The sequence below is a fragment of the Amycolatopsis sp. WQ 127309 genome (genome assembly GCF_023023025.1).
Lineage (GTDB): Bacteria > Actinomycetota > Actinomycetes > Mycobacteriales > Pseudonocardiaceae > Amycolatopsis.
Map to the genome: position 1 here is coordinate 7,847,328 of NZ_CP095481.1, position 18,484 is coordinate 7,865,811.

The 18,484-nt window shown below is 71.4% G+C and carries 15 protein-coding genes; 6 read left to right on the forward strand and 9 right to left on the reverse strand.

What is annotated here, in order from left to right; translation table 11 throughout:
• Positions 1–37: 37 nt before the first annotated feature.
• Positions 38–598, forward strand: coding sequence for a dihydrofolate reductase family protein (locus MUY22_RS35460; protein WP_247051534.1), 561 nt, complete (start codon positions 38–40; stop codon positions 596–598).
• Positions 599–640: 42 nt separating this feature from the next.
• Here MUY22_RS35460 and MUY22_RS35465 read toward each other — a convergent pair whose 3' ends face one another.
• From MUY22_RS35465 to MUY22_RS35485, 5 genes are all read right to left on the reverse strand, one after another.
• Entirely contained in the window at positions 641–1,363 is a 723-nt protein-coding gene (locus MUY22_RS35465) for an Asp23/Gls24 family envelope stress response protein (RefSeq protein ID WP_247051535.1), read from the reverse strand.
• 204 nt (positions 1,364–1,567) lie between these two features.
• Entirely contained in the window at positions 1,568–2,554 is a 987-nt protein-coding gene (locus MUY22_RS35470) for a 3-oxoacyl-ACP synthase III family protein (RefSeq protein ID WP_247051536.1), read from the reverse strand.
• A complete protein-coding gene (locus MUY22_RS35475; RefSeq protein ID WP_247051537.1) occupies positions 2,551–4,407 on the reverse strand; it encodes a ThiF family adenylyltransferase in 1,857 nt (618 codons plus the stop codon). Before MUY22_RS35475 ends, MUY22_RS35470 begins: the two co-directional genes overlap by 4 nt.
• Before the next feature lie 696 nt (positions 4,408–5,103).
• On the reverse strand, positions 5,104–7,410 hold the full coding sequence (locus MUY22_RS35480; RefSeq protein WP_247051538.1) for a glycoside hydrolase family 3 N-terminal domain-containing protein: 2,307 nt from the start codon (positions 7,408–7,410) through the stop codon (positions 5,104–5,106).
• A 28-nt stretch (positions 7,411–7,438) separates the two neighbouring features.
• The gene (locus MUY22_RS35485) at positions 7,439–8,449 is read right to left on the reverse strand and encodes a LacI family DNA-binding transcriptional regulator (RefSeq protein ID WP_247051539.1); all 1,011 of its coding nucleotides are present in this window, start codon (positions 8,447–8,449) and stop codon (positions 7,439–7,441) included.
• 133 nt (positions 8,450–8,582) lie between these two features.
• Here MUY22_RS35485 and MUY22_RS35490 point away from each other — a divergent pair, with 133 nt between their 5' ends.
• The 4 genes from MUY22_RS35490 to MUY22_RS35505 are packed head-to-tail and all read left to right on the forward strand — an operon-like array spanning position 8,583 to position 14,715.
• On the forward strand, positions 8,583–9,881 hold the full coding sequence (locus MUY22_RS35490; RefSeq protein ID WP_247051540.1) for an extracellular solute-binding protein: 1,299 nt from the start codon (positions 8,583–8,585) through the stop codon (positions 9,879–9,881).
• A complete protein-coding gene (locus tag MUY22_RS35495; RefSeq protein ID WP_247051541.1) occupies positions 9,878–10,846 on the forward strand; it encodes a carbohydrate ABC transporter permease in 969 nt (322 codons plus the stop codon). Before MUY22_RS35490 ends, MUY22_RS35495 begins: the two co-directional genes overlap by 4 nt.
• Positions 10,846–11,670 (forward strand): carbohydrate ABC transporter permease, encoded by an 825-nt coding sequence (locus MUY22_RS35500; protein ID WP_247051542.1) that lies wholly within the window; start codon positions 10,846–10,848, stop codon positions 11,668–11,670. The genes MUY22_RS35495 and MUY22_RS35500 overlap by 1 nt, the downstream gene beginning before the upstream one ends.
• Before the next feature lie 15 nt (positions 11,671–11,685).
• Positions 11,686–14,715: a glycosyl hydrolase 115 family protein gene (locus tag MUY22_RS35505; RefSeq protein WP_247051543.1), complete on the forward strand. Its 3,030-nt coding sequence runs from the start codon at positions 11,686–11,688 to the stop codon at positions 14,713–14,715.
• Positions 14,716–14,749: 34 nt separating this feature from the next.
• Here MUY22_RS35505 and MUY22_RS35510 read toward each other — a convergent pair whose 3' ends face one another.
• The 3 genes from MUY22_RS35510 to MUY22_RS35520 all read right to left on the reverse strand — a co-directional run bounded on the left by MUY22_RS35510 (position 14,750) and on the right by MUY22_RS35520 (position 17,631).
• Positions 14,750–15,808 (reverse strand): LacI family DNA-binding transcriptional regulator, encoded by a 1,059-nt coding sequence (locus MUY22_RS35510; RefSeq protein WP_247051544.1) that lies wholly within the window; start codon positions 15,806–15,808, stop codon positions 14,750–14,752.
• A gap of 288 nt (positions 15,809–16,096) precedes the next feature.
• Complete coding sequence (locus MUY22_RS35515) at positions 16,097–16,642, reverse strand: polysaccharide deacetylase family protein (protein ID WP_247051545.1); 546 nt, start codon at positions 16,640–16,642, stop codon at positions 16,097–16,099.
• Positions 16,643–16,695: 53 nt separating this feature from the next.
• Complete coding sequence (locus tag MUY22_RS35520) at positions 16,696–17,631, reverse strand: acyl-CoA desaturase (protein WP_247051546.1); 936 nt, start codon at positions 17,629–17,631, stop codon at positions 16,696–16,698.
• Between the two features lie 281 nt (positions 17,632–17,912).
• On the opposite strand from MUY22_RS35520, the gene MUY22_RS35525 reads away from it, so the two are divergent.
• Positions 17,913–18,140: a hypothetical protein gene (locus MUY22_RS35525; protein WP_247051547.1), complete on the forward strand. Its 228-nt coding sequence runs from the start codon at positions 17,913–17,915 to the stop codon at positions 18,138–18,140.
• An 81-nt stretch (positions 18,141–18,221) separates the two neighbouring features.
• Here the strand turns inward: MUY22_RS35525 and MUY22_RS35530 are convergent, their stop codons facing one another.
• On the reverse strand, positions 18,222–18,425 hold the full coding sequence (locus tag MUY22_RS35530) for a cold-shock protein (protein WP_086680104.1): 204 nt from the start codon (positions 18,423–18,425) through the stop codon (positions 18,222–18,224).
• Between the last annotated feature and the right edge of the window lie 59 nt (positions 18,426–18,484).

Consider the following 18,484-nt stretch of genomic DNA (forward strand, 5'->3'; position numbering starts at 1 on the left):
GTCGCTCGTTCGACGCCTTGGTGAAGGAGGTTCTCCCGTGTCCCAGGTGATCTTGTACATGTCGATGTCCCTCGACGGCTTCATCGCCGGCCCGGACGATCGGGCCGGCCAGGAGCTCGGCCGTGGTGGCGGGCGGTTGTTCGACTGGCTGGACGACCGGCTGGGGGAAGGGGTGAACGGCCAGGTCTACCGCGAGGCCTTGGCCACCGGTGCGGTGATCTCCGGCCGCCGGACGTTCGAGCTGGCCGGGCGCTGGCAGGGTGACCACCACGACGGTGTCCCGATCCACGTCCTGACGCACCACGTGGACCCCGGGGACGAGCCGCCGGGGAGTGCGCGGTTCTACACGGACGTCGTCGCGTGCGTGACCGAAGCGGTGCAGGCGGCCGGCGACCGGCCGGTCATGGTGCAGGGCGCGGGGGCGGCGCAATCGTTGCTGCGCGCGGGTTTGCTCGACGAGCTGGAAATCCACCTGGTCCCGGTCCTGCTCGGCGGCGGCCGGCGGTTGTTCGCGGAATCGGAGCGGGTCGAGCTGGACGTCGTCCGGCGGCTGGACGGGAACGGCGTGACCCACCTCCGTTACCGGGTGGCCCGCTAGCCCGGTCCCGGGGCACGACCCCGGGACCGAACGCGGTCGGTGTCAGTCGGCGTCGGGGAAGTGGATGTCGGCGATGTGGACGTCGACGCCCTCGACGTCGAGGCCGAGGAACTTCTCCACCGCGTCGATCACGTCGGTGCGGATCTTCTCGGCCAGGGCCTTGACGGCGTGGCCGAAGTCGATCACCACGGAGATGGTGATCGTGGCGACGTCGCCGTCGACCGCTACCTCGACGTCGTCGCTGGTGAGTTCGTGGACGCCCTCGGCCTTGCGGGCCACCCGGTACACGATCTTCACCACGACGTCGTCGCCGATGGTGGTGGCGCCGCGGGTGCCGGCGGCGGGGCGGGCCGCGGCCGCGACGACTCGCTCCGCCTCGTCTACGACCTCGACCGCCGCTACGGGTTCGACCACGACTGCCTCGGCCTCGACCGGCGTCGCGACCCGTTCGGTTTCCTCTTCGGGTACCTCGACGACAGAGTCCGCGGCCGCCTCGTCGGACTCCTCGGTGACGGCCTCGTCTTCGACGTCGTCCGCCGACTCGTCGGTTTCGGTGTCGACGGCTTCGGCGTCTTCGGAGACCGAAGCGTCCTCGGTCACGACATCCGTCGCGGTGTCCTCATCGGGCTCGGTGGTCTCGGCCGCGTCGGCCTCGATCTCTTCGGTGGCAACGACTTCGGGGGCGGATTCGGCCGGCGGGTACCCGCCGGTGGCGGGGGTGCCGGAGTTGGAGCGGCCGAAGATGCTGTTGATGACGTCGGACATGGGTTCCCCTTTTCGGGAGCGACGACTTCGGGTGGGGACGAACAAGACGGCGCCACTATAGGGCATGACCGTGACCCCGATCACGTACCCCGCCGTCGGGTTTCCCTTGTGTCCCAAAGATGTCCACAATCCGCGCGACGTCACTCGCGGTGGTCGGGCGGTGACGCGGCCCCGGCTCGGGAGCCGGGGCCGCGCCCGCTCAGCTCACCCGTGGCGGAAGCACAGCGTCCCCCACTGGAAGCCCGCGCCGATGGACGAGACCACGTACGTGTCGCCCCGGCGCACCGCGCCCTGGCCGAACGCCGAGTGCAGCGCCGTGAACACGCCGGCCGAACCGGTGTTGCCCAGGCGGTCCACCGTGATCGGCGCCCGCGAGCGTGACACGCCCAGCTTGTCCAGCGCCGCCGTGATGATGTTCAAGTTCGCCTGGTGCAGGAAGAAGTGCGTGATCTCCTCCACCGACAACCCGGCCTCGTCGACCGCCCGCAGGATGCTGTCCGGCAGGCAGCGGGTCGCGGTGTTCCAGACCGCGCGGCCGTCCATCTTCAGGTAGTGGTCCGACGCCGACGCGGCGGCCGGCGGGAGGCGCGAACCGCCCGCCGGGATCTCCACGTCGTACGACAGCTCCGTGCCGAAGTCCCAGCCCAGCAGTCCGCCGGACGACGACGCGCGGGTCAGGACCGCCGCGCCCGCCGCGTCTCCGAAGAACACGCGGGTCGTGCGGTCGGCCGGGTCGGTGACGCGGGACGCGCAGTCCGCGGCGATGACCAGCACCGTCGACGCCGCCGACGTCTGCAGCAGGTGTGCCGCCAGGAACAACGCCTGGACGCCGTTCGCGCACGCCGCCTGCGTGATGTCCAGCGTCAGCGCGCGGTCCGCGCCCAGCAGCTCCTTCACGATCAACGCCGTCGAGGGGAGCGGCTGGTCGTAGGTGTAGGTCCCGACGATGATCGCGTCGACGTCGCGGGCGGTGCTGCCCGCCGCGGCCAGCGCGGAGTGGGCCGCCGCCACGCACATGTCCGACGTCGCGCGGTCCGGCGCGAGCCGGCGGCGGACGCGGATGCCCGTGCGGCTGATGATCCACTCGTCCGACGTGTCCAGCGTCGCGGCCAGCTCCGCGTTCGTGACGACGTCCGGCGGCAGGTGGACGCCGGTGCCGGTGATCGTGACCGGGACGGCCAGCGCGCTCACACCGCACCGCCCGCGAAAACGCTGCGCGCCGGGCTGAGCTGCTGGGAAAGGTCGGTGTAGAACCGGCCCGACTCGCACGGGCGGCCGAGCAGGATGCGGCGGGCCGCCTCGGCGCACAGCGCGCCACCCAGCGCGACGCCGGACGCCAGCTGCGGCCAGCTGCTCAGCGTGCGCCCGAGCTCGTTGAACGACGCGGCCAGCTCGGGGCTGATCCGGTCGGCGTCGACCATCGCCAGGATGAGGTCGACCTTCTCCTGGTAGCCGAGGTTCGCCAGGTCCACGGACTTCACGTCGCCGAGCAAGCCGTGCAGCAGCGCCCGGTCGGGCTCCCGGTCGAACCGCTCGACGTCGAGCATGCCGCGGTCGTTGCAGTCCATCACCACCGGGATGCCGAGGTCACGCGCGTACTCGCGGGCCGCGATCTTCACCCACGGCGTGTCGCACTCCTCGACGAGCAGGTCGATCCCGCCGGCGAAGAAGTCCTCGATGGTGTCCGCGGTCAGCCCGTCGCGCTCGATCTCGATGTCGAGGTACGGGTCGATCTCGAACATCTGCCGCGCGGACAGCACCGCCTTGTTGACGCCGAGGTGGTGCACGCCGGCGCGCAGCCGGTTCAGGTTGGACAGCCCGAAGTCGTCGAAGTCGGCCAGCCGGTACGCGCCGCCGATGCCCTCCAGCGCGAACGTCAGCGCCGCGCTGTTGCCGACCGACAGGCCGATGATCCCGATCCGCTTGCCGAACAGGTCACGCTGTTCCGGCCGCTCGATCCGGCCGCGGTTGCGGTCGGTGCGGACGAGCCGGAACTCCTCGCGCGGCAGCACGTGCACCAGCCGCCCCGACCACGGGTACCACACCCAGGTGCCGTACTCCCACGCCGCGACGCCGGTCAGCTGCTCGCGCTTCTTGCGGTCGATCTCGGCGTCGTCCCGGCACGCCGGTTCGCGGCTGCGGACCAGTTCGGTGAGCTGCTCGTCGAGGGTGTCGTGGACCTCGCGGACCTCGCCGGAGGCCAGCAGCCGGGTGAGGGCGTCGTGGTCGGCCGCGGTGAACAGCACTGGCCGCCAGACGTCGCGGTCGGGCGCGGCGGCCTCGGTCAGCGTGAGCGGCGCCGCGCGGGGCGCCCGCGGCGCGGGGAGCAGCGGCGACGGGCCGCTCGCGGCGATGAGCGGGAACTCGTCCCGCAGCCGCGTCACGAGGTCGTGCTGCCGGCCCGCGCCGTCGAGCACGCGGTGGAACATGATCACGACGTCCTCGGTGTACTGCGGGACGTAGCGGCGGGTGCCGGGCACCGGCCGGAAGCCGAACCTTTCGTGGAACCGGTCCTGGCCGTCCTTCGTGCCGGACGTACCGATCATCGCGCGCGCACCCAGGTGGTGGGCCGCGCCGATCGCCAGCGCGTTGAGGTACTGCCCGAGCCCGAGCTTGCGGGCCCGGTGCTCGACGACGAGCCGGCTGTGCTCGAACACCTCGGACAGCGGAATGCCTTCGGCCGCCAGGAGTTCCTCGTAGCTCGCGTCGCCGAGGTAGGCCCGGGACTGGAAGCGCTCACCGGAGTCCGGTGTGGACAGCCGGATGTAGCCCAGTGGCTCACCGCCGGGGCTGCGGCGGGCGATGAAGTGCCACGCGCCGAAGTCGAGGTCCTGGTCGTCGGCGTGGGAGCCGTCCGAGCGGAGGAACGCGGGGCGGCGGCCGTGGTCGAACAGGATCCGGGCGCGCAGCCCGCGGACCGCGTCGATCAGGGTGTGGTCGCCGGCGCCCGGCTGTGGCCCGAGGAACGCGGTGACGTGCCAGTCCGGCGAGCCGGGCTGCGGGGACCACGATTCGCGGGGGCCGGGGTGGTTCAGGTCGGTCAAGTTCCGTCTTTTCTCAAGGAGTTCCGGGGGACCTGTCCGGCCGCGGCGAGCGTGGTCCGGACCAGGGCAGGCGGGACACTAGCAGCGGGCGGACGGCCCGGCCCGGCGGTGCGCCGCGGCGATCTTCCCGCTCGGCCCAGCCGGGAAATCCTTTACTCACAAGAGAATTGACGGTGTGTCACAGACGACGACCACGAATGATGAAGATCGAGAGACACCGCCACCCGATGGAGTGGCGGTGTCTCTCGCAGGGCGACGGAGAGAAGATCAAGCCGGCCACGCTCCACAGAGGATTGTGGTCGGCTTCACAAGCGCGTCTTCACCCCCGCGGGGGAGCGTCAGCGGTGGTCGACAGTCCAAAAGGGACACTCGACGCGAGCGCCCGGCCGGGTCGAGGTGCAGGTGGTCGCCGACGTCGTGGGCGAGCCGCGGCTGCCCGGGCGCCGCCGGATCGCGGGCCACGCGGTCGAAGTCGAGCCCCGGCCGTCACTCAGCGAGTCGTCGACGGCTTCCGCGCCGCCGAAAGCGTTCGAGAACCGTCAGGGCCCGCCGAAGTCCGTGAATGCCACATCGAGGGACACCATGTCCCTCGATGTGGCATTCACGGACTTCCGGGGTGTGCTCAGCCGCAGGCCGATCCGGGGCCGCCCGCGGAGAGGTGGGCGGTCTGGCGCAGCGAAGCGTCGAAGGGGTGCTTCACATTGAGAACTCCGGCGCGAGCACGCGATCGAACCCGACCTCCCGGCGCGGTCCGGACAGCGTGCAGTGCAACGTCGCGACGATCTGCTCGCTCGACGTGCCGACGCGCAGTTCGACGTCGCCCGGCTCGACCAGGCGGTGGCCCGCGCGGCCGGTGTAGGACGTCAGGTCCGCGTGCAGGCCGATGTCCAGGACCTTCGCCTCACCGGGCTCGAGGTCGACCCGGCGTGCGGCGATCAGCTGACGCTCCGGGCGGGCCACCTCGGCGACCGGGTCGTGCAGGTACACCTGCACGACTTCGGACGTCGGCCGGTCGTGGTCGTTGCGCAGGGTCACCCGGACCTGGCAGGTGCCGTCGGTCGGCCACAGCGACCCCGTCGCGCTGACGTCCTGCCAGGTCGCCGGCGCGTAGGAAAGCCCGTGCCCGAAGGGGTACAGCGGTGTCGGGTCGACCGTGCTGACCTCGCTGCGCCGGCCCAGCGGGGCCGCCAGGTACGTCGACGGCTGGCTCGCGCCGGCCGCCGGGAAGCCGACCGGGAGCCGGCCCGAGGGGTTGATCCGTCCACTGAGGACACTCGCGAGCGCGGGCGCGCCCTCTTCGCCGGGGTAGAAGCCGCAGACGATCGCGGCCAGCCGGTCCGCCTGCCGCGACAGCTCGTACGGTCGCCCGGACAGCAGGATGAGGATCACCGGCTTGCCCGTCGCGAGCAGGGCTTCGAGGAGTTCCTCCTGCCGGCCGGGCAGCCGCAGGTCGGGCGCGTCGCAGCCCTCACCGGACGTCCCGCCGCCGAACAGTCCGGCCCGGTCGCCCAGCACGGCGACGCAGACGTCCGCGGCCGCCACGGCCGAGACGGCCTCGGCGATCCCGTCGTCGTCCCCGCCGACCACCGGGCAGCCCAGTGCGTAGGTGACGTCGTGGTCGGCCCGCAGGGCCTCGACGACCGTCGGCACCTCGACGCCGAACGGGACGTCGGGGTGGTGGACGCCGACGTGCAGCGGGAACGAGTAGCAGCCCATCATCGCGCCGGCGGCGTCGGCGCGCGGGCCGACGACGGCGACCCGGCGGCCGGGGGCCAGGGGGAGCGTGCCGTCGTTGCGCAGCAGCACGATCGAGCGTTCGGCCACTTCACGGGCCAGGTCCCGGGACTCCGCGTCGTCGAGGTCGATCTCCTCCGGCACCTCGGGCGCCCAGTCCGCGTCGAGCAGGCCCAGCTCGCACTTCTGGCGCAGCACGCGTTCGAGGGCCCGGTCGACGACGGCGGCATCGACCGAGCCCTCTTCCACCGCGGCGAGCAGCGGCTCGCCGTAGCAGTCCATGGTGGGCAGTTCCACGTCGACGCCCGCGGTCAGGGCCTGGCCGGCGGCGTCGCCGCGGTCGGCGGCGACGCCGTGCAGCCGGTGCAGGAACGCCACCGAGAAGTAGTCGGCGACGAGCGTGCCCGTGAACCCGTAGGTGTCGCGCAGCAGGTCCGTCAGCAGCGCCCGGTCGGCGACGGCCGGGACGCCGTCGACGTCGGTGTAGGAGTTCATCACCGAGCGGGCGCCCGCGCGCAGGGCCAGCTCGAACGGCGGGAGCAGGACGTCCGCGATCTCGCGCGGTCCCACGGAAACCGGTGCGAGGTTGCGCCCCGCGCGGGAGGCGGAGTACCCGACGAAGTGCTTCAGCGTGGCGACGACGCCGGCCGCCTCGAGGCCCGCGACGTAGGCGCTGCCGATCGTGGCGACCAGGTACGGGTCCTCGCCGATGGTCTCCTCGACGCGGCCCCAGCGCAGGTCGCGGGCGACGTCCAGGACCGGCGCGAGGCCCTGGTGCACGCCGAGGCCCACCATGGTCCGCCCGATCCGTTCGGCCATGCGGCGCACCAGGTCCGGGTCGAAGCTCGCGCCCCAGGACAGCGGCGCGGGGTAGATGGTGGCCTGCCACGCGGCGAGCCCGGTGAGGCACTCCTCGTGCACCATGGCGGGAATCCCGAACCGGCTGCTCGTGATGATCTGCCGCTGGGTGCGCGCCAGGCTGCGGGCGCCGATCACCGGGTCGACCGGGCGGGTGCCGAACACCCGGGTCAGCTGGCCGATCCCGTGCCGGGCCAGGTCGTCGAGGTCGATCACGGCGTCGACGAACTCGTGCTGGTGCGGGGCCATCTCGCCGCCGGCGTCGATGCCGACCCAGACGCCGTAGAGCTGGCCGAGCTTTTCGCGCGGGGTCATCCGCGCCATCAGCGCGCGGACACGCTCGGCCGGGTCGGCGGCGGGGTCACGCCAGGGCTCCGGAGAACCGGTGGCCTCGGTGGGCTGCGTGGTCAAGGCTGTCCGCCCTTCGTAGGGGAGAAGATCAGGGGAGGGCGCGGGTCGAGCGCCGCACCACCAGGCCGGTGTCCAGGGTGAGGTGGGTGCGCTCGACGGCGTCGCCGTTGATCAGCGCGATGAGCATGCTGATCGCGCGGTGGCCCATCTCGCGGATCGGCTGGTCCACTGTGGTCAGTGGCGGGCTGCAGAGCGCCGACTCCGGCACGTTGTCGAAGCCCACCACGGAAAGGTCTTCGGGCACCGACAGGCCCAGCTCGCGGGCCGCGCCGACGGTCGCGATGGCCGAGATGTCGTTCGCGGCGAACACCGCGGTCGGCCGGTCGGGCCCGGTCAGCAGCTCGTGGGCCGAGGCGGCGGAGATCTCCGGGTCGTAGGCGCCGTCCCGGATCAGGGCCTGGTCCACCGCGACGCCCGCCGCCGTCAGGGCGCGCAGGTAGCCGGTCTTGCGCAGCTCGGCGGACTGCAGGTCGGGCCGGCCGGCGAGGAAGCCGATCCGGCGGTGGCCCAGCTCGAGGAGGTGCTCGGTGGCCAGCTGCGCGCCGCGCAGGTTGTCGGAGTCGATGGTGGGCAGGTGCGACGGCCCGGTGTGCGGGTCGACCGCGACCACGGGCGTGCCGGGCACGGCCTCCAGCGAGACGGCCGGCGTGACCAGCACGGCGCCGTCGACGAGGGTGCCGCTCAGCCGGGAGAGGTAGCGCTTCTCCCAGCCCTTCGGGTCGCCGGTGCGCCCGCCCGCGGAGTAGACGACGAGCTCGAAGCCACTGCCGCGGATCGCGTCCGCGGCTCCCTTGAGCAGCTCGGTCGAGAACGGTTCCAGGTCGGCGACCAGGATGCCGATCACGTTGGTCCGGTGGTTGCGCAGGCTCTGCGCGACGAGGCTCGCTTCGTAGCCGAGTTCTTCGATCACCGCCCGGACCTTCGCGAGCGTCGCGGCGGAGACGCCGTAGCGGTCGTTGATCACTTTGGAGACCGTGGCCACCGAGACGCCGGCGCGGGCCGCGACGTCACGGATGGTCACCCTGGAACTGGGCTGCATCGGCTCAGACTAGCCATGTAAAACGTTATCGACAACGATTGACATCCGTTTTTCGCTGGCGCAGACTCTTCGCCAACCCGGGCGTTGTCACGCCCCGTCCAACTCGGCCGAAGTCGTCAGGAGTGGACCCAAGATGTTTGTGAAACGCCGAATCCCCGTAGTCGCCGCGCTCGCGGCCGTCGTACCGCTCGCCCTCGCGGCGTGCAGCGGCGGGGGGAGTGACGCGCCCGCGCAGCCGAGCGGCCCGGTCACCCTCACCTGGTGGCACAACGGCACCACCGACCCGATCAAGTCGATCTGGGAGAAGGTGGTCACCGACTACCACCAAGCACACCCGGACGTCACCATCAAGGCCCAGCCGCTGCAGAACGAGGACTTCCCCACCAAGGTGCCCCTCGCCCTGCAGGGGGCCGAGCCGCCGGACGTCTACCAGTCCTGGGGCTCCGGCGACCTGGCTTCGCAGATCACTTCGGGCAAGGTCGCCGACATCACCGACGCCACGAAGTCGTGGATCTCCGCGACCACCGGCAAGTTCGGCGAAAACTGGCAGGTCGACGGCAAGCAGTACGGCGTGCCGTTCGAGCAGCACTTCGTCGGCTTCTGGTACCGCAAGGACCTGTTCTCCGACGCCGGGATCACCGAGCCGCCGAAGACCATCGACGACCTGAACACCGCCGTCACCAAGCTCAAGGCCAAGGGCGTCGCGCCGATTTCGGTGGGTGGCAAGGACCGCTGGCCGGATGCCTTCTACTTCAACTACTTCGCCGTCCGCGAATGCTCGGTCGACGTGCTCAAGCAGTCGGTGAAGGCGATCAAGCTCGAGGACCCGTGCTGGACGAAGGCGGGGCAGGACCTGAAGAACTTCCTGGCCACGCAGCCGTTCCAGACCGGGTTCGCCGGCACCGCCGCCCAGCAGGGCGCGGGCAGCTCGGCCGGCCTGGTCGCCAACGGCAAGGCGGCGATGGAGCTGCAGGGCGACTGGGAGCCCGGCACGATGTCGGCGCTGACCGAGGACAAGCAGCTGGACTCCAAGGTCGGCTGGTTCCCGTTCCCGTCCGTGCCCGGCGGCGCGGGCGATCCCGCGGCCGTGCTCGGCGGCGGTGACGGTTTCGCCTGCACCACCCGCGCGTCGAAGGCGTGCGCGGACTTCCTGCAGTACCTGGGCAGCGAGCCGGTGCAGACGCAGCTCGCCGCGCAGGGCGCCGGCTTGCCCGTCAACACCGTTGCCGCCAAGGCGCTGAAGACCGACACCCTGAAGGCCGTCTACGACTACGGCACGAAGTCGCCGTACCTGCAGATGTACTTCGACCGGGCGTTCCCGACGGCGGTCGGCGCCGCGCTGAACGACGCGGTGGCCAACATGTTCGCCGGCCAGGGCACCCCTGAAGGCATCGTGGCGGCCGTCAACCAGGCCGCGGCGGGCAACAAGTGACCACGACCACCAGCCCGGTGCGGGCGGCGCGACCGCCCGCACCGGCGGTGCCGGTCCGGAAGCGGCGGTCGAGCCTGCGCAAGCGGCTCGAGCTGGCGCTGCTGCTCGGCCCGGCGCTGCTGCTGTTCGCCGGGTTCGTCCTGGTGCCGATCGGGATCGCCGCGTTCTACAGCCTGTTCAACTGGAACGGGTTCGGCGCGCTCGACGACTTCGTGGGCTTCGACAACTACGTCGACGCCTTCGGCGGCGACGTGTTCCAGAGCGCGATCGTGCACAACCTGATCATCGCCGGGCTGTCGATCGTGGTGCAGCTGCCGCTGTCGATCGGCTTGGCACTGCTGCTCAACCGGAAGCTGCGCGGCCGGGCGGTGCTGCGGTCCCTGGTGTTCGCGCCGTACGTCCTGTCCGAGGCGATCACCGCGGTGATCTGGGTGCTCATGCTGCAGCCGAGCGGGTTCGCCGACCAGGTGCTCGAAGGCGCCGGGCTCGGCGGCCTGGTCCGGCAGTGGCTGGCCGACCCGGGCATCGTGCTCTACACGCTGTTCGCGGTGATCACCTGGAAGTTCATCGGCTTCGGCATCATCCTGCTGCTGGCCGGGCTGCAGGGGGTGCCGGCCGAGCTGCGCGAGGCCGCCGCGCTCGACGGGGCGTCGGCGTGGCAGACCACCCGCCACGTCGTGCTGCCGCTGCTCGGGCCGACCATCCGGATCTGGATCTTCCTGTCGGTGATCGGCTCTCTGCAGCTGTTCGACATCGTGTGGATCATGACGCTCGGCGGGCCCGCGAACGCGTCGACGACGATGGCGACCTACCTGGTCGACCACGGCTTCAAGCGCTACGAGTTCGGGTTCGGCTCCGCCGTCGCGGTGATCCTCTTCGTCATCTGCTTCGTGTTCGCGCTGCTGTACCAGCGGTTCGCGCTGCGCCGGGACACCCAGGGCGCCCTGACGAGGATGGTGGGTTGATGCGCTCGCGCCGGTTCGGCCTGTCGATGGGGTATCTCGCGGCGATCGTCGTGGTCGGTGTGACTCTCGTGCCGCTGCTGTTCGTGGTGCTCGGCGGGTTCCGCAGCAACGCGCAGATCAACTCCGACCCGGCGGGGCTGCCCGGGCCGTGGATCACCGAGAACTACGCCTCGGTCCTCGGCTCGAGCGCGTTCTGGACGTTCCTCGGCAACAGCGCGCTGATCGCGGTGATCGCGACCGCCGTGGCCGTCGGCCTGGGCTCGATGGCCGGGTTCGCGCTGTCGCGGTACCACTTCAAGGGCCGTGAAGCGCTGTACACGCTGTTCACCCTCGGTCTGCTGTTCCCGCTCACCGTCGCGACGCTGCCGCTGTACCTGTGGCTGCGCCAGCTCGGCATGCTGGAGAGCTTCTGGGGCGTCGCGATCCCCGAGGCGGCGTTCTCGCTGCCGGTGACGATCGTGATCCTCCGTCCGTTCATGCACGCCATCCCCGGCGAGCTGGAGGACGCCGCGGTGCTCGACGGTGCGAGCCGGCTCGGGTTCTTCTGGCGGATCCTGCTGCCGCTGTCGGCGCCCGCGCTGACGACGGTCGGCGTGCTCGCCTTCGTCACCAGCTGGAACGCCTACCTGCTGCCCCTGCTCGTGTTCAACGACTCCGCGCACTTCACGCTCCCGCTCGGCGTCGCCACGTTCCAGTCCCAGTACTCCCAGGACACCGCCCGGGTGCTCGCGTTCACCGCGTTGTCGATGATCCCCGCGCTCGCGTTCTTCGTGCTCGCCGAACGACGCATCGTCGGCGGGCTCACCGGATCCGTGAAGGGCTGACTCAGGAGGTCTCCCGTGACGTCCGAGGTACACCGCCGTGCCTTCCTCCAGCTGCTGGCCGTGGCCGGCGCCGGAACCGCCGTGCTGCCGGGAACCGCCGCGGCCGGCACGGGCTTTCCCCTGGTGGAGCGCGGGAAAGCCGCGACCATCGTGGTGGGTTCCGGGGATCGGCCGGGGGTGCGCCGCGTCGCCGGCGACCTCGCGGCCGACGTCGAGCGCGTCACGGGTGTGCGGCCCGCCGTCTCGATCGACGTCGTCCCCGCGCACGGGCCGGTGGTGCTGGTCGGCACCCTCGGCCACAGCCCGCTGGTCGACGACCTGGTCCGCGCGGGTCGCCTCGACGTCACCGGCGTCGCGGGCAAGTGGGAGACGTCGCTGAGCCAGGTCGTCGACGGGACGCTGGTGCTCACCGGCAGCGACCAGCGCGGCGTGATCTACGGCGTCTACGAGGTCTCGCGGCGCATCGGCGTCTCGCCGTGGTACTGGTGGGCCGACGTTCCGCCGCGGCGCAGCGCGGAGCTGCACCTGCCGGGCGAGCGGTTCAGCCTGGGCACGCCCCGCGTCAAGTACCGCGGGTTCTTCATCAACGACGAGAACCCGGCGCTCGGCACCTGGGCGCCGGCGTACTTCGGGCCGGGCAAGGCCCCGGGCTACCCGGGCGGCTTCACCCACGAGTTCTTCGCGAAGGTCTTCGAGACCATGCTGCGGTTACGGGCCAACTACCTGTGGCCGGCGGTCTGGGGCCGCGCGTTCGCCGAGGACGACCCGCTCAACCACGCGACGGCCAAGGAGTACGGCGTCGTCATGGGCACCTCGCACGAAGCGCCGATGATGCGCGGGATCGAGGAGTGGAACCGGCACGCGGTCGCCGCGGTCCGCGACGCGGCCGGCACCATCGTCACGCCCGGCCACGACCCGTACGGCGGCACGGGGGAGTGGAGCTTCCGCCGCAACGGCGAAGCGATCAAGGCCTACTGGGCCGACGGGATCCGCCGGATGGCCCGCGAGGACTTCGAAGGCGTCGTCACGCTCGGTATGCGCGGCAACGGCGACGTCAGCCTGCCCGACGGCGACGGAATCGAGCTGATGCGTGAGATCCTGGCCACCGAACGGGAGATCCTCGCGCGGGAGCTGACCACGGACGTCCCGCAGGTGTGGACGCTCTACAAGGAGGTCCAGCGCTACTGGGCGCAGGGCCTGCGGCCGGCCGACGACGTCATCGTCGTGTTCACCGACGACAACTGGGGCAACATCCGCAAGCACCCGGATCTCTCGTTGCCGCCGCATCCGGGCGGGTACGGGCTGTACTACCACTTCGACTACGTCGGCGGCGGCCGCAACTACAAGTGGGTCGACACCAGCCTCATCGCGAACACCTGGGAGCAGCTGAACCAGGCCGTCTCCTACGGCAACGACCGGCTGTGGGTCGTGAACGTCGGCGACCTGAAGGGCAACGAGCTGCCGCTGCAGTTCTTCCTCGACTACGCCTGGAATCCGTCGGCGCTGCCGGCGTCGCAACTGTCCACATGGGAGCGGAACTTCGCGGCGACGAACTTCGGGGCCGCGCCGGCGTCGGACATCGCGTCGGTGCTGCACGACTACGGGCGGCTGCAGTCGCGTCGCAAGCCGGAGCTGCTGAACCGGAAGATCACGCTCCAGGCCGACGGCACGATCGCGTACGACGACCAGGCGACGCCGTTCAGCCTGGTCAACTACCGCGAACTGGACACGGTCACCGACGAGTGGCAGGCGCTGGCCGCGCGTGCGTCGAAGATCTCTTCGCGACTGCCCGCGGTCTACCGCGACGCCTACTACGAGCTGGTGCTGTACGAGGTCGAGGCGACGGCGAACCTGTACGCGTTGCGGCGCGCCGAGTTCACGAACCTGCTGTACGCGGCGCAGGGTCGCGCGTCGGCGAACGCCCTGGCCGCCGTCACCGAGGCCCGGTTCGCCGACGACCTCGCGCTGGCGGCGAAGTACAACACCGGCATCGCGGGCGGCAAGTGGAACGGGTTCCAGACGCAGCCGCACATCGACTACGGCGACGTCGCGCGCTACGGCCCGAACGCGCCGTGGCAGCAGCCGGAGAAGGACAACGTCGCGCTGCCGGACGTCATCTTCCCGGCGGTGCAGCGGGTTTCCGTTCCCGCCGCCGCCGAGATGGGCGTGGCCGTCGACGGGTCCGAGCAGTGGTGGCCCGCGGCGCCGGGACGTCCGGTGCTGCCGGAGTTCAGCCCGTTCCAGAGCACGCCGGCGCAGTACGTCGACGTGTTCAACCGGGGGCGGACGCCGTTCCGCTGCACCGTCACGGCCGGGGCGCCGTGGGTACGCGTCGAGCCGCGCGGCGGCCGGGTGGACGAGGAGCTGCGGATGACGGTGCGGATCGACTGGGCCCGGGCGCCGAAGGGCACCACGACGGTGCCGATCACGGTGTCGGGCGCCGGACGCTCGGTCGTCGTGGACGCCGTGGTCGTCAACCGCTCGCTCCCGGTGACGTGGCGGCACGGGTTCGTCGAGGCCGGGGGACACGTCTCGATGGAGGCCGACCACGGCGACGCCGTGCCCGCGGCGGGCGTGTCGTGGCGGCGGATCCCGGACCTCGGCCGCACGGGCGCCGGGATGACGCCGTTCCCGGTGACGGCGCCGAGCCGGGCGGCAGGTACGGGCCCGCGGCTGGAGTACCGGATGACACTGTTCACGGCCGGGCCGTTGACGGTCTGGGCGTACCTTTCCCCGCGCAGCAACGTGCTGCAGGGCGACGGTCTGCGGTACGCGGTCTCACTGGACGACGCGGCCCCGCAGGTCGTCAACATCACGAAGGCGTCCGGCGCCGACGACACGACCATGAACCGCCAGTGGGAACGGACGACATCGGACAACGTCAACCTGACCTCGACGCGGCACGTGGTCGCCGCACCGGGCCCGCACGTGCTGAAGCTCTGGATGATCGACCCGGCGGTGGTGGTGCAGAAGCTGGTGGTCGACACGGGCGGCCTGCGGCCGAGCTACCTCGGACCGCCGGAGAGCACGAGGCTGGGAAGGTGACCGGCGGCCGTGCTGCCTTCCGGCTCCCTCCCGGTTATCTCGGTGCGGGGATCACGTGCTCCGCCGGGGCCGCGGTGCTGTGGCGGACCACCAGGCTCGTCGCCAGTTCCAGCCGTCTCGCTTCCGGGGCCATGCCGCGGGCCAGTGCGATCGCCAGCCGGGCGCCCGCCGCCGCCATTTCCTGCAGGGGCTGGCGGATCGTCGTCAGCTCCGGGGTCAGCCACCTGGCCACCGGGAGGTCGTCGAAGCCGACCACGCTCAGGTCGGCGGGGATCTTCAGGCCCGCGTCGCGGGCTGCCTCGTACACGCCCAGGGCCTGCAGGTCGCTGCCGGCGAAGACCGCCGTCGGGCGGTCGGGGAGGGTGAGCAGTGATGCCAGCTCGCGGTAGCCCGACCGGACGTGGAAGTCGCCCCGGCGGACCAGGGCCGGGTCGAACGCCAGGCCCGCCGTCTCCAGTGCCGTGCGGTAACCGTCGATCCGGGCGCGGCTGCACAGCACGCCGTCCGGGCCGCCGATCATCGCGATCCGGCGGTGGCCCAGCTCCACCAGGTGCCGGGTCGCGGTCAGCCCGCCCTGCCAGTTCGTCGCCCCGATCGAGGGCGTCTCCGGGCCGGGCGCGCCGGCGGGGTCGACGATCACCAGCGGGATGTCCCGCGCGCGCAGTTTCGCCAGCTGCCCGCTCGTGAAGTCGGAACACACCGAAACGATGCCGACCGGCCGCCGGGCGAGCACGCTTTCCAGCCAGCTCTGCCCCGGCGTGTGCCGCCCCGACGATTCCGCCAGCACGACCGCCATTCCGTTTTCGCGGGCGACGTACTCGACCCCGCGGATGATTTCGAGCGCCCACGTGCTTTCGAGTTCGTGGAACATCAGTTCCAGCAGCCGGGAACGGCGGGAACGCTCGTCGGCGCGCCGCCGGTAACCGTATTTCCCGATGACGGCTTCGACGCGGGCGCGCGTGCTTTCGGCGACGTCCGGACGTCCGTTCAGCACCTTCGAAACGGTCGGCACGGAAACGCCGGTCTCGGCGGCGATCCGGGCGATGGTGACCCGCGACGCTGCGGGTTCGAGATCGTCGGATTTCACTGGCATGACGGGGATTCTAGGTCATCGGGCGCGGAATGGACACGCCCGAAACTTTCGAGCATTGCTCCGAAAGGTACCTTGACCGCCACCGACGGCGGCTCCTATCGTCGAATCTCCCTATTTCCCCGAGGAGTCAGGAGATGGTGCACGCAATTCCGGTCGAACGCGCCCTGGTGGCGCTCGTCCTGTCCTCGCTCGGAATCCGACAACGTGACGCCGGAGAACGAGAGGAAATGGGGCACGGGCCAGACGGTACGCGGGCAGGCCGAAAGCCGAAGACGGACTACGCGCGCGTCAACCCGTGACCGCGGCCGCGCGCAGGCCCCGGGAAGCGAGCGCGGCCAGGATGCGGGGGACGGCGGCGACCGTCGACGCGTAACCGCCGTCGTGCATCAGGATGATCCCGCCCGGCTCGACCGCGGCTGCGGTGTCGACGATCTCGCCGGTCGAAACCCCGGCCCAGTCGCGGGTGTCGATCGTCCACAGGACCTCGGTGAGCCCGTGCCCGGCGATCGTGGCCGCCACCGAAGCGTCCGTGTCGCCGTACGGCGGGCGGAACAGCCGCGGCCGGGTGCCGGTGATCCCGGCCAGGAGGTCCTGCGTGCGCGCCACCTCCAGCTCCCGGGCCGCGGGGGAGAGCGACGGCAGCCGCGGGTGGGTCCAGCTGTGGTTGCCGATGGTGTGCCCGGCCGCCGCGATCGCCCGGACCAGGTCCGGGTGATCGACGGCGTGCGTCCCCTGGAGGAAGAACGTCGCCGGCGCGTCGCCCAGTGCGGCGAGCAGCGCCGGCGTCGTCTCCGGGTGGGGGCCGTCGTCGAAGGTCAGGGCGACCGTGTCCATCCGTTCACGGTCCACCCCGCCCGCGACGACCGGCAAGGAGTTTCGGCGGGCTTTCAGCGCGCCATGGCGGCGAGGCGCTTGGCCGTCGGCCAGCGGACCTGCCAGGCCCAGCCGAGCTTCTCGAACGCCCAGATCACCCGGGCGGAGATGTCGATCTGGCCGCGCTGCACGCCGTGGCGGGCCGACGTCGGGTCCGCGTGGTGGGAGTTGTGCCAGGACTCGCCCATCGACAGGATCGCCAGCGGCCAGAAGTTCGCCGAGCGGTCCCGGCTCGCGAACGGCCGTTCGCCGATCATGTGGCAGATCGAGTTCACCGACCACGTCACGTGGTGCTGGAAGGAGATCCGGGCCAGCCCGGCCCACAGGAACGCGGTCAGCGCGCCCCACCACGACAGCGTGATCAGGCCGCCGAGCAGCGCCGGGAGCAGCAGGCTCGTCACCACCCACACCGGGAAGAGGCGGTCGACGACGCGGATGTCGCGGTCGGCGGCCAGGTCGGGGGCGAACCGCTCGATGTTGGTCTTGTCGCGGCCGAAGAGCCAGCCCATGTGCGCGTGCCAGAAGCCGCGGGCCAGCGCGACCGGGGACGTGCCGAACAGCCACGGGGAGTGCGGGTCGCCCTCGCGGTCGGAGAAGGCGTGGTGGCGGCGGTGGTCGGCCACCCAGGTGATCACGGGGCCCTGGGCGGCGAGGCCGCCGGCGATGGCGAGCGCGATGCGCAGCGCCCGCTTCGCCCGGAACGCTCCGTGCGTGAAGTAGCGGTGGTAGCCGATGGTGATCCCGAGCGTCGAGACGACGAAGAAGCCGCCGCCGATCGCCAGGTCCAGCCAGCTGACGCCCCAGCCCCAGAACACCGGGACCGCCGCGGCGAGCGCGAGGAACGGGATGAGGAGGAAGGCGCGGATGGTGAGCAGCTCGGGGATGGTCTGCTTGCCGGAGAGGACCGGCTTCGGGGCAGGTCGGGGTTTCACCGGGGTGGGTGAGGTCATGCACCACTCGTTTCGAGGTCTTCGCCACGCGCGGAGGGGGTCCTGCGCGGGAGGCCGGGGACGCGGGACACCCGGCTCGATCAGCTGTGTACGCGCGGCCCGCCGCACGGTCGCCGCTCCTGCCGGCGCCCGGCCGTCAAGGGCCGAGGGACGGGAGTGTGCCCGGCACTGCGCCGGCCTACGAGGTGCTCCCGTGCTTCCGAGGCTACCTGAGCCGCGTGTGAGCCCGCTGTGTGGCGAACGAGCGGACCTGGGGCGCACCGGCGCAGTACGGTGGGCGGATGGCAGAACGAGCAGGTGGACCCGCCCTGGACCCGACCCTCTCCGAATGGCTCAAGGCCCGCGACGAGACCCACCGGCACCTCGGCACCGCCGAGGTCACCGTCGACGCCGGCTGGACCCAGCGCCTGGCCGACCTGCTGGCCACCGAGCAGTCCTGGCAGGCCCAGTACACCGAGCTCGTCGCCCTCGGCACCCCCGGCCGCCGGTTCCCGACGTCCAACCGCTGACGGCGTCCGACCCCGGAGAGCCCCGGAAAAAGGGGAATGCCCCCGCCCCGAGGGGGCGAGGGCATTCCAATGTCGCGTGGTTCAGATGACGCTGACCCGCTGGGCCTGGGGGCCCTTCTGGCCCTGCCCGATCTCGAACTCCACACGCTGGCCCTCGTCGAGCGACTTGAAGCCGGTGCCCTGGATCTCGGAGTAGTGGACGAACACGTCCGGACCCCCGCCATCCTGAGCGATGAAGCCGAAGCCCTTTTCACCGTTGAACCACTTGACACTGCCCTGAGCCATACCCATACCTACTTCTCATCAGTGAGCCTGGCCGCCCCGTTCGGACGCCCGGTCTCGTG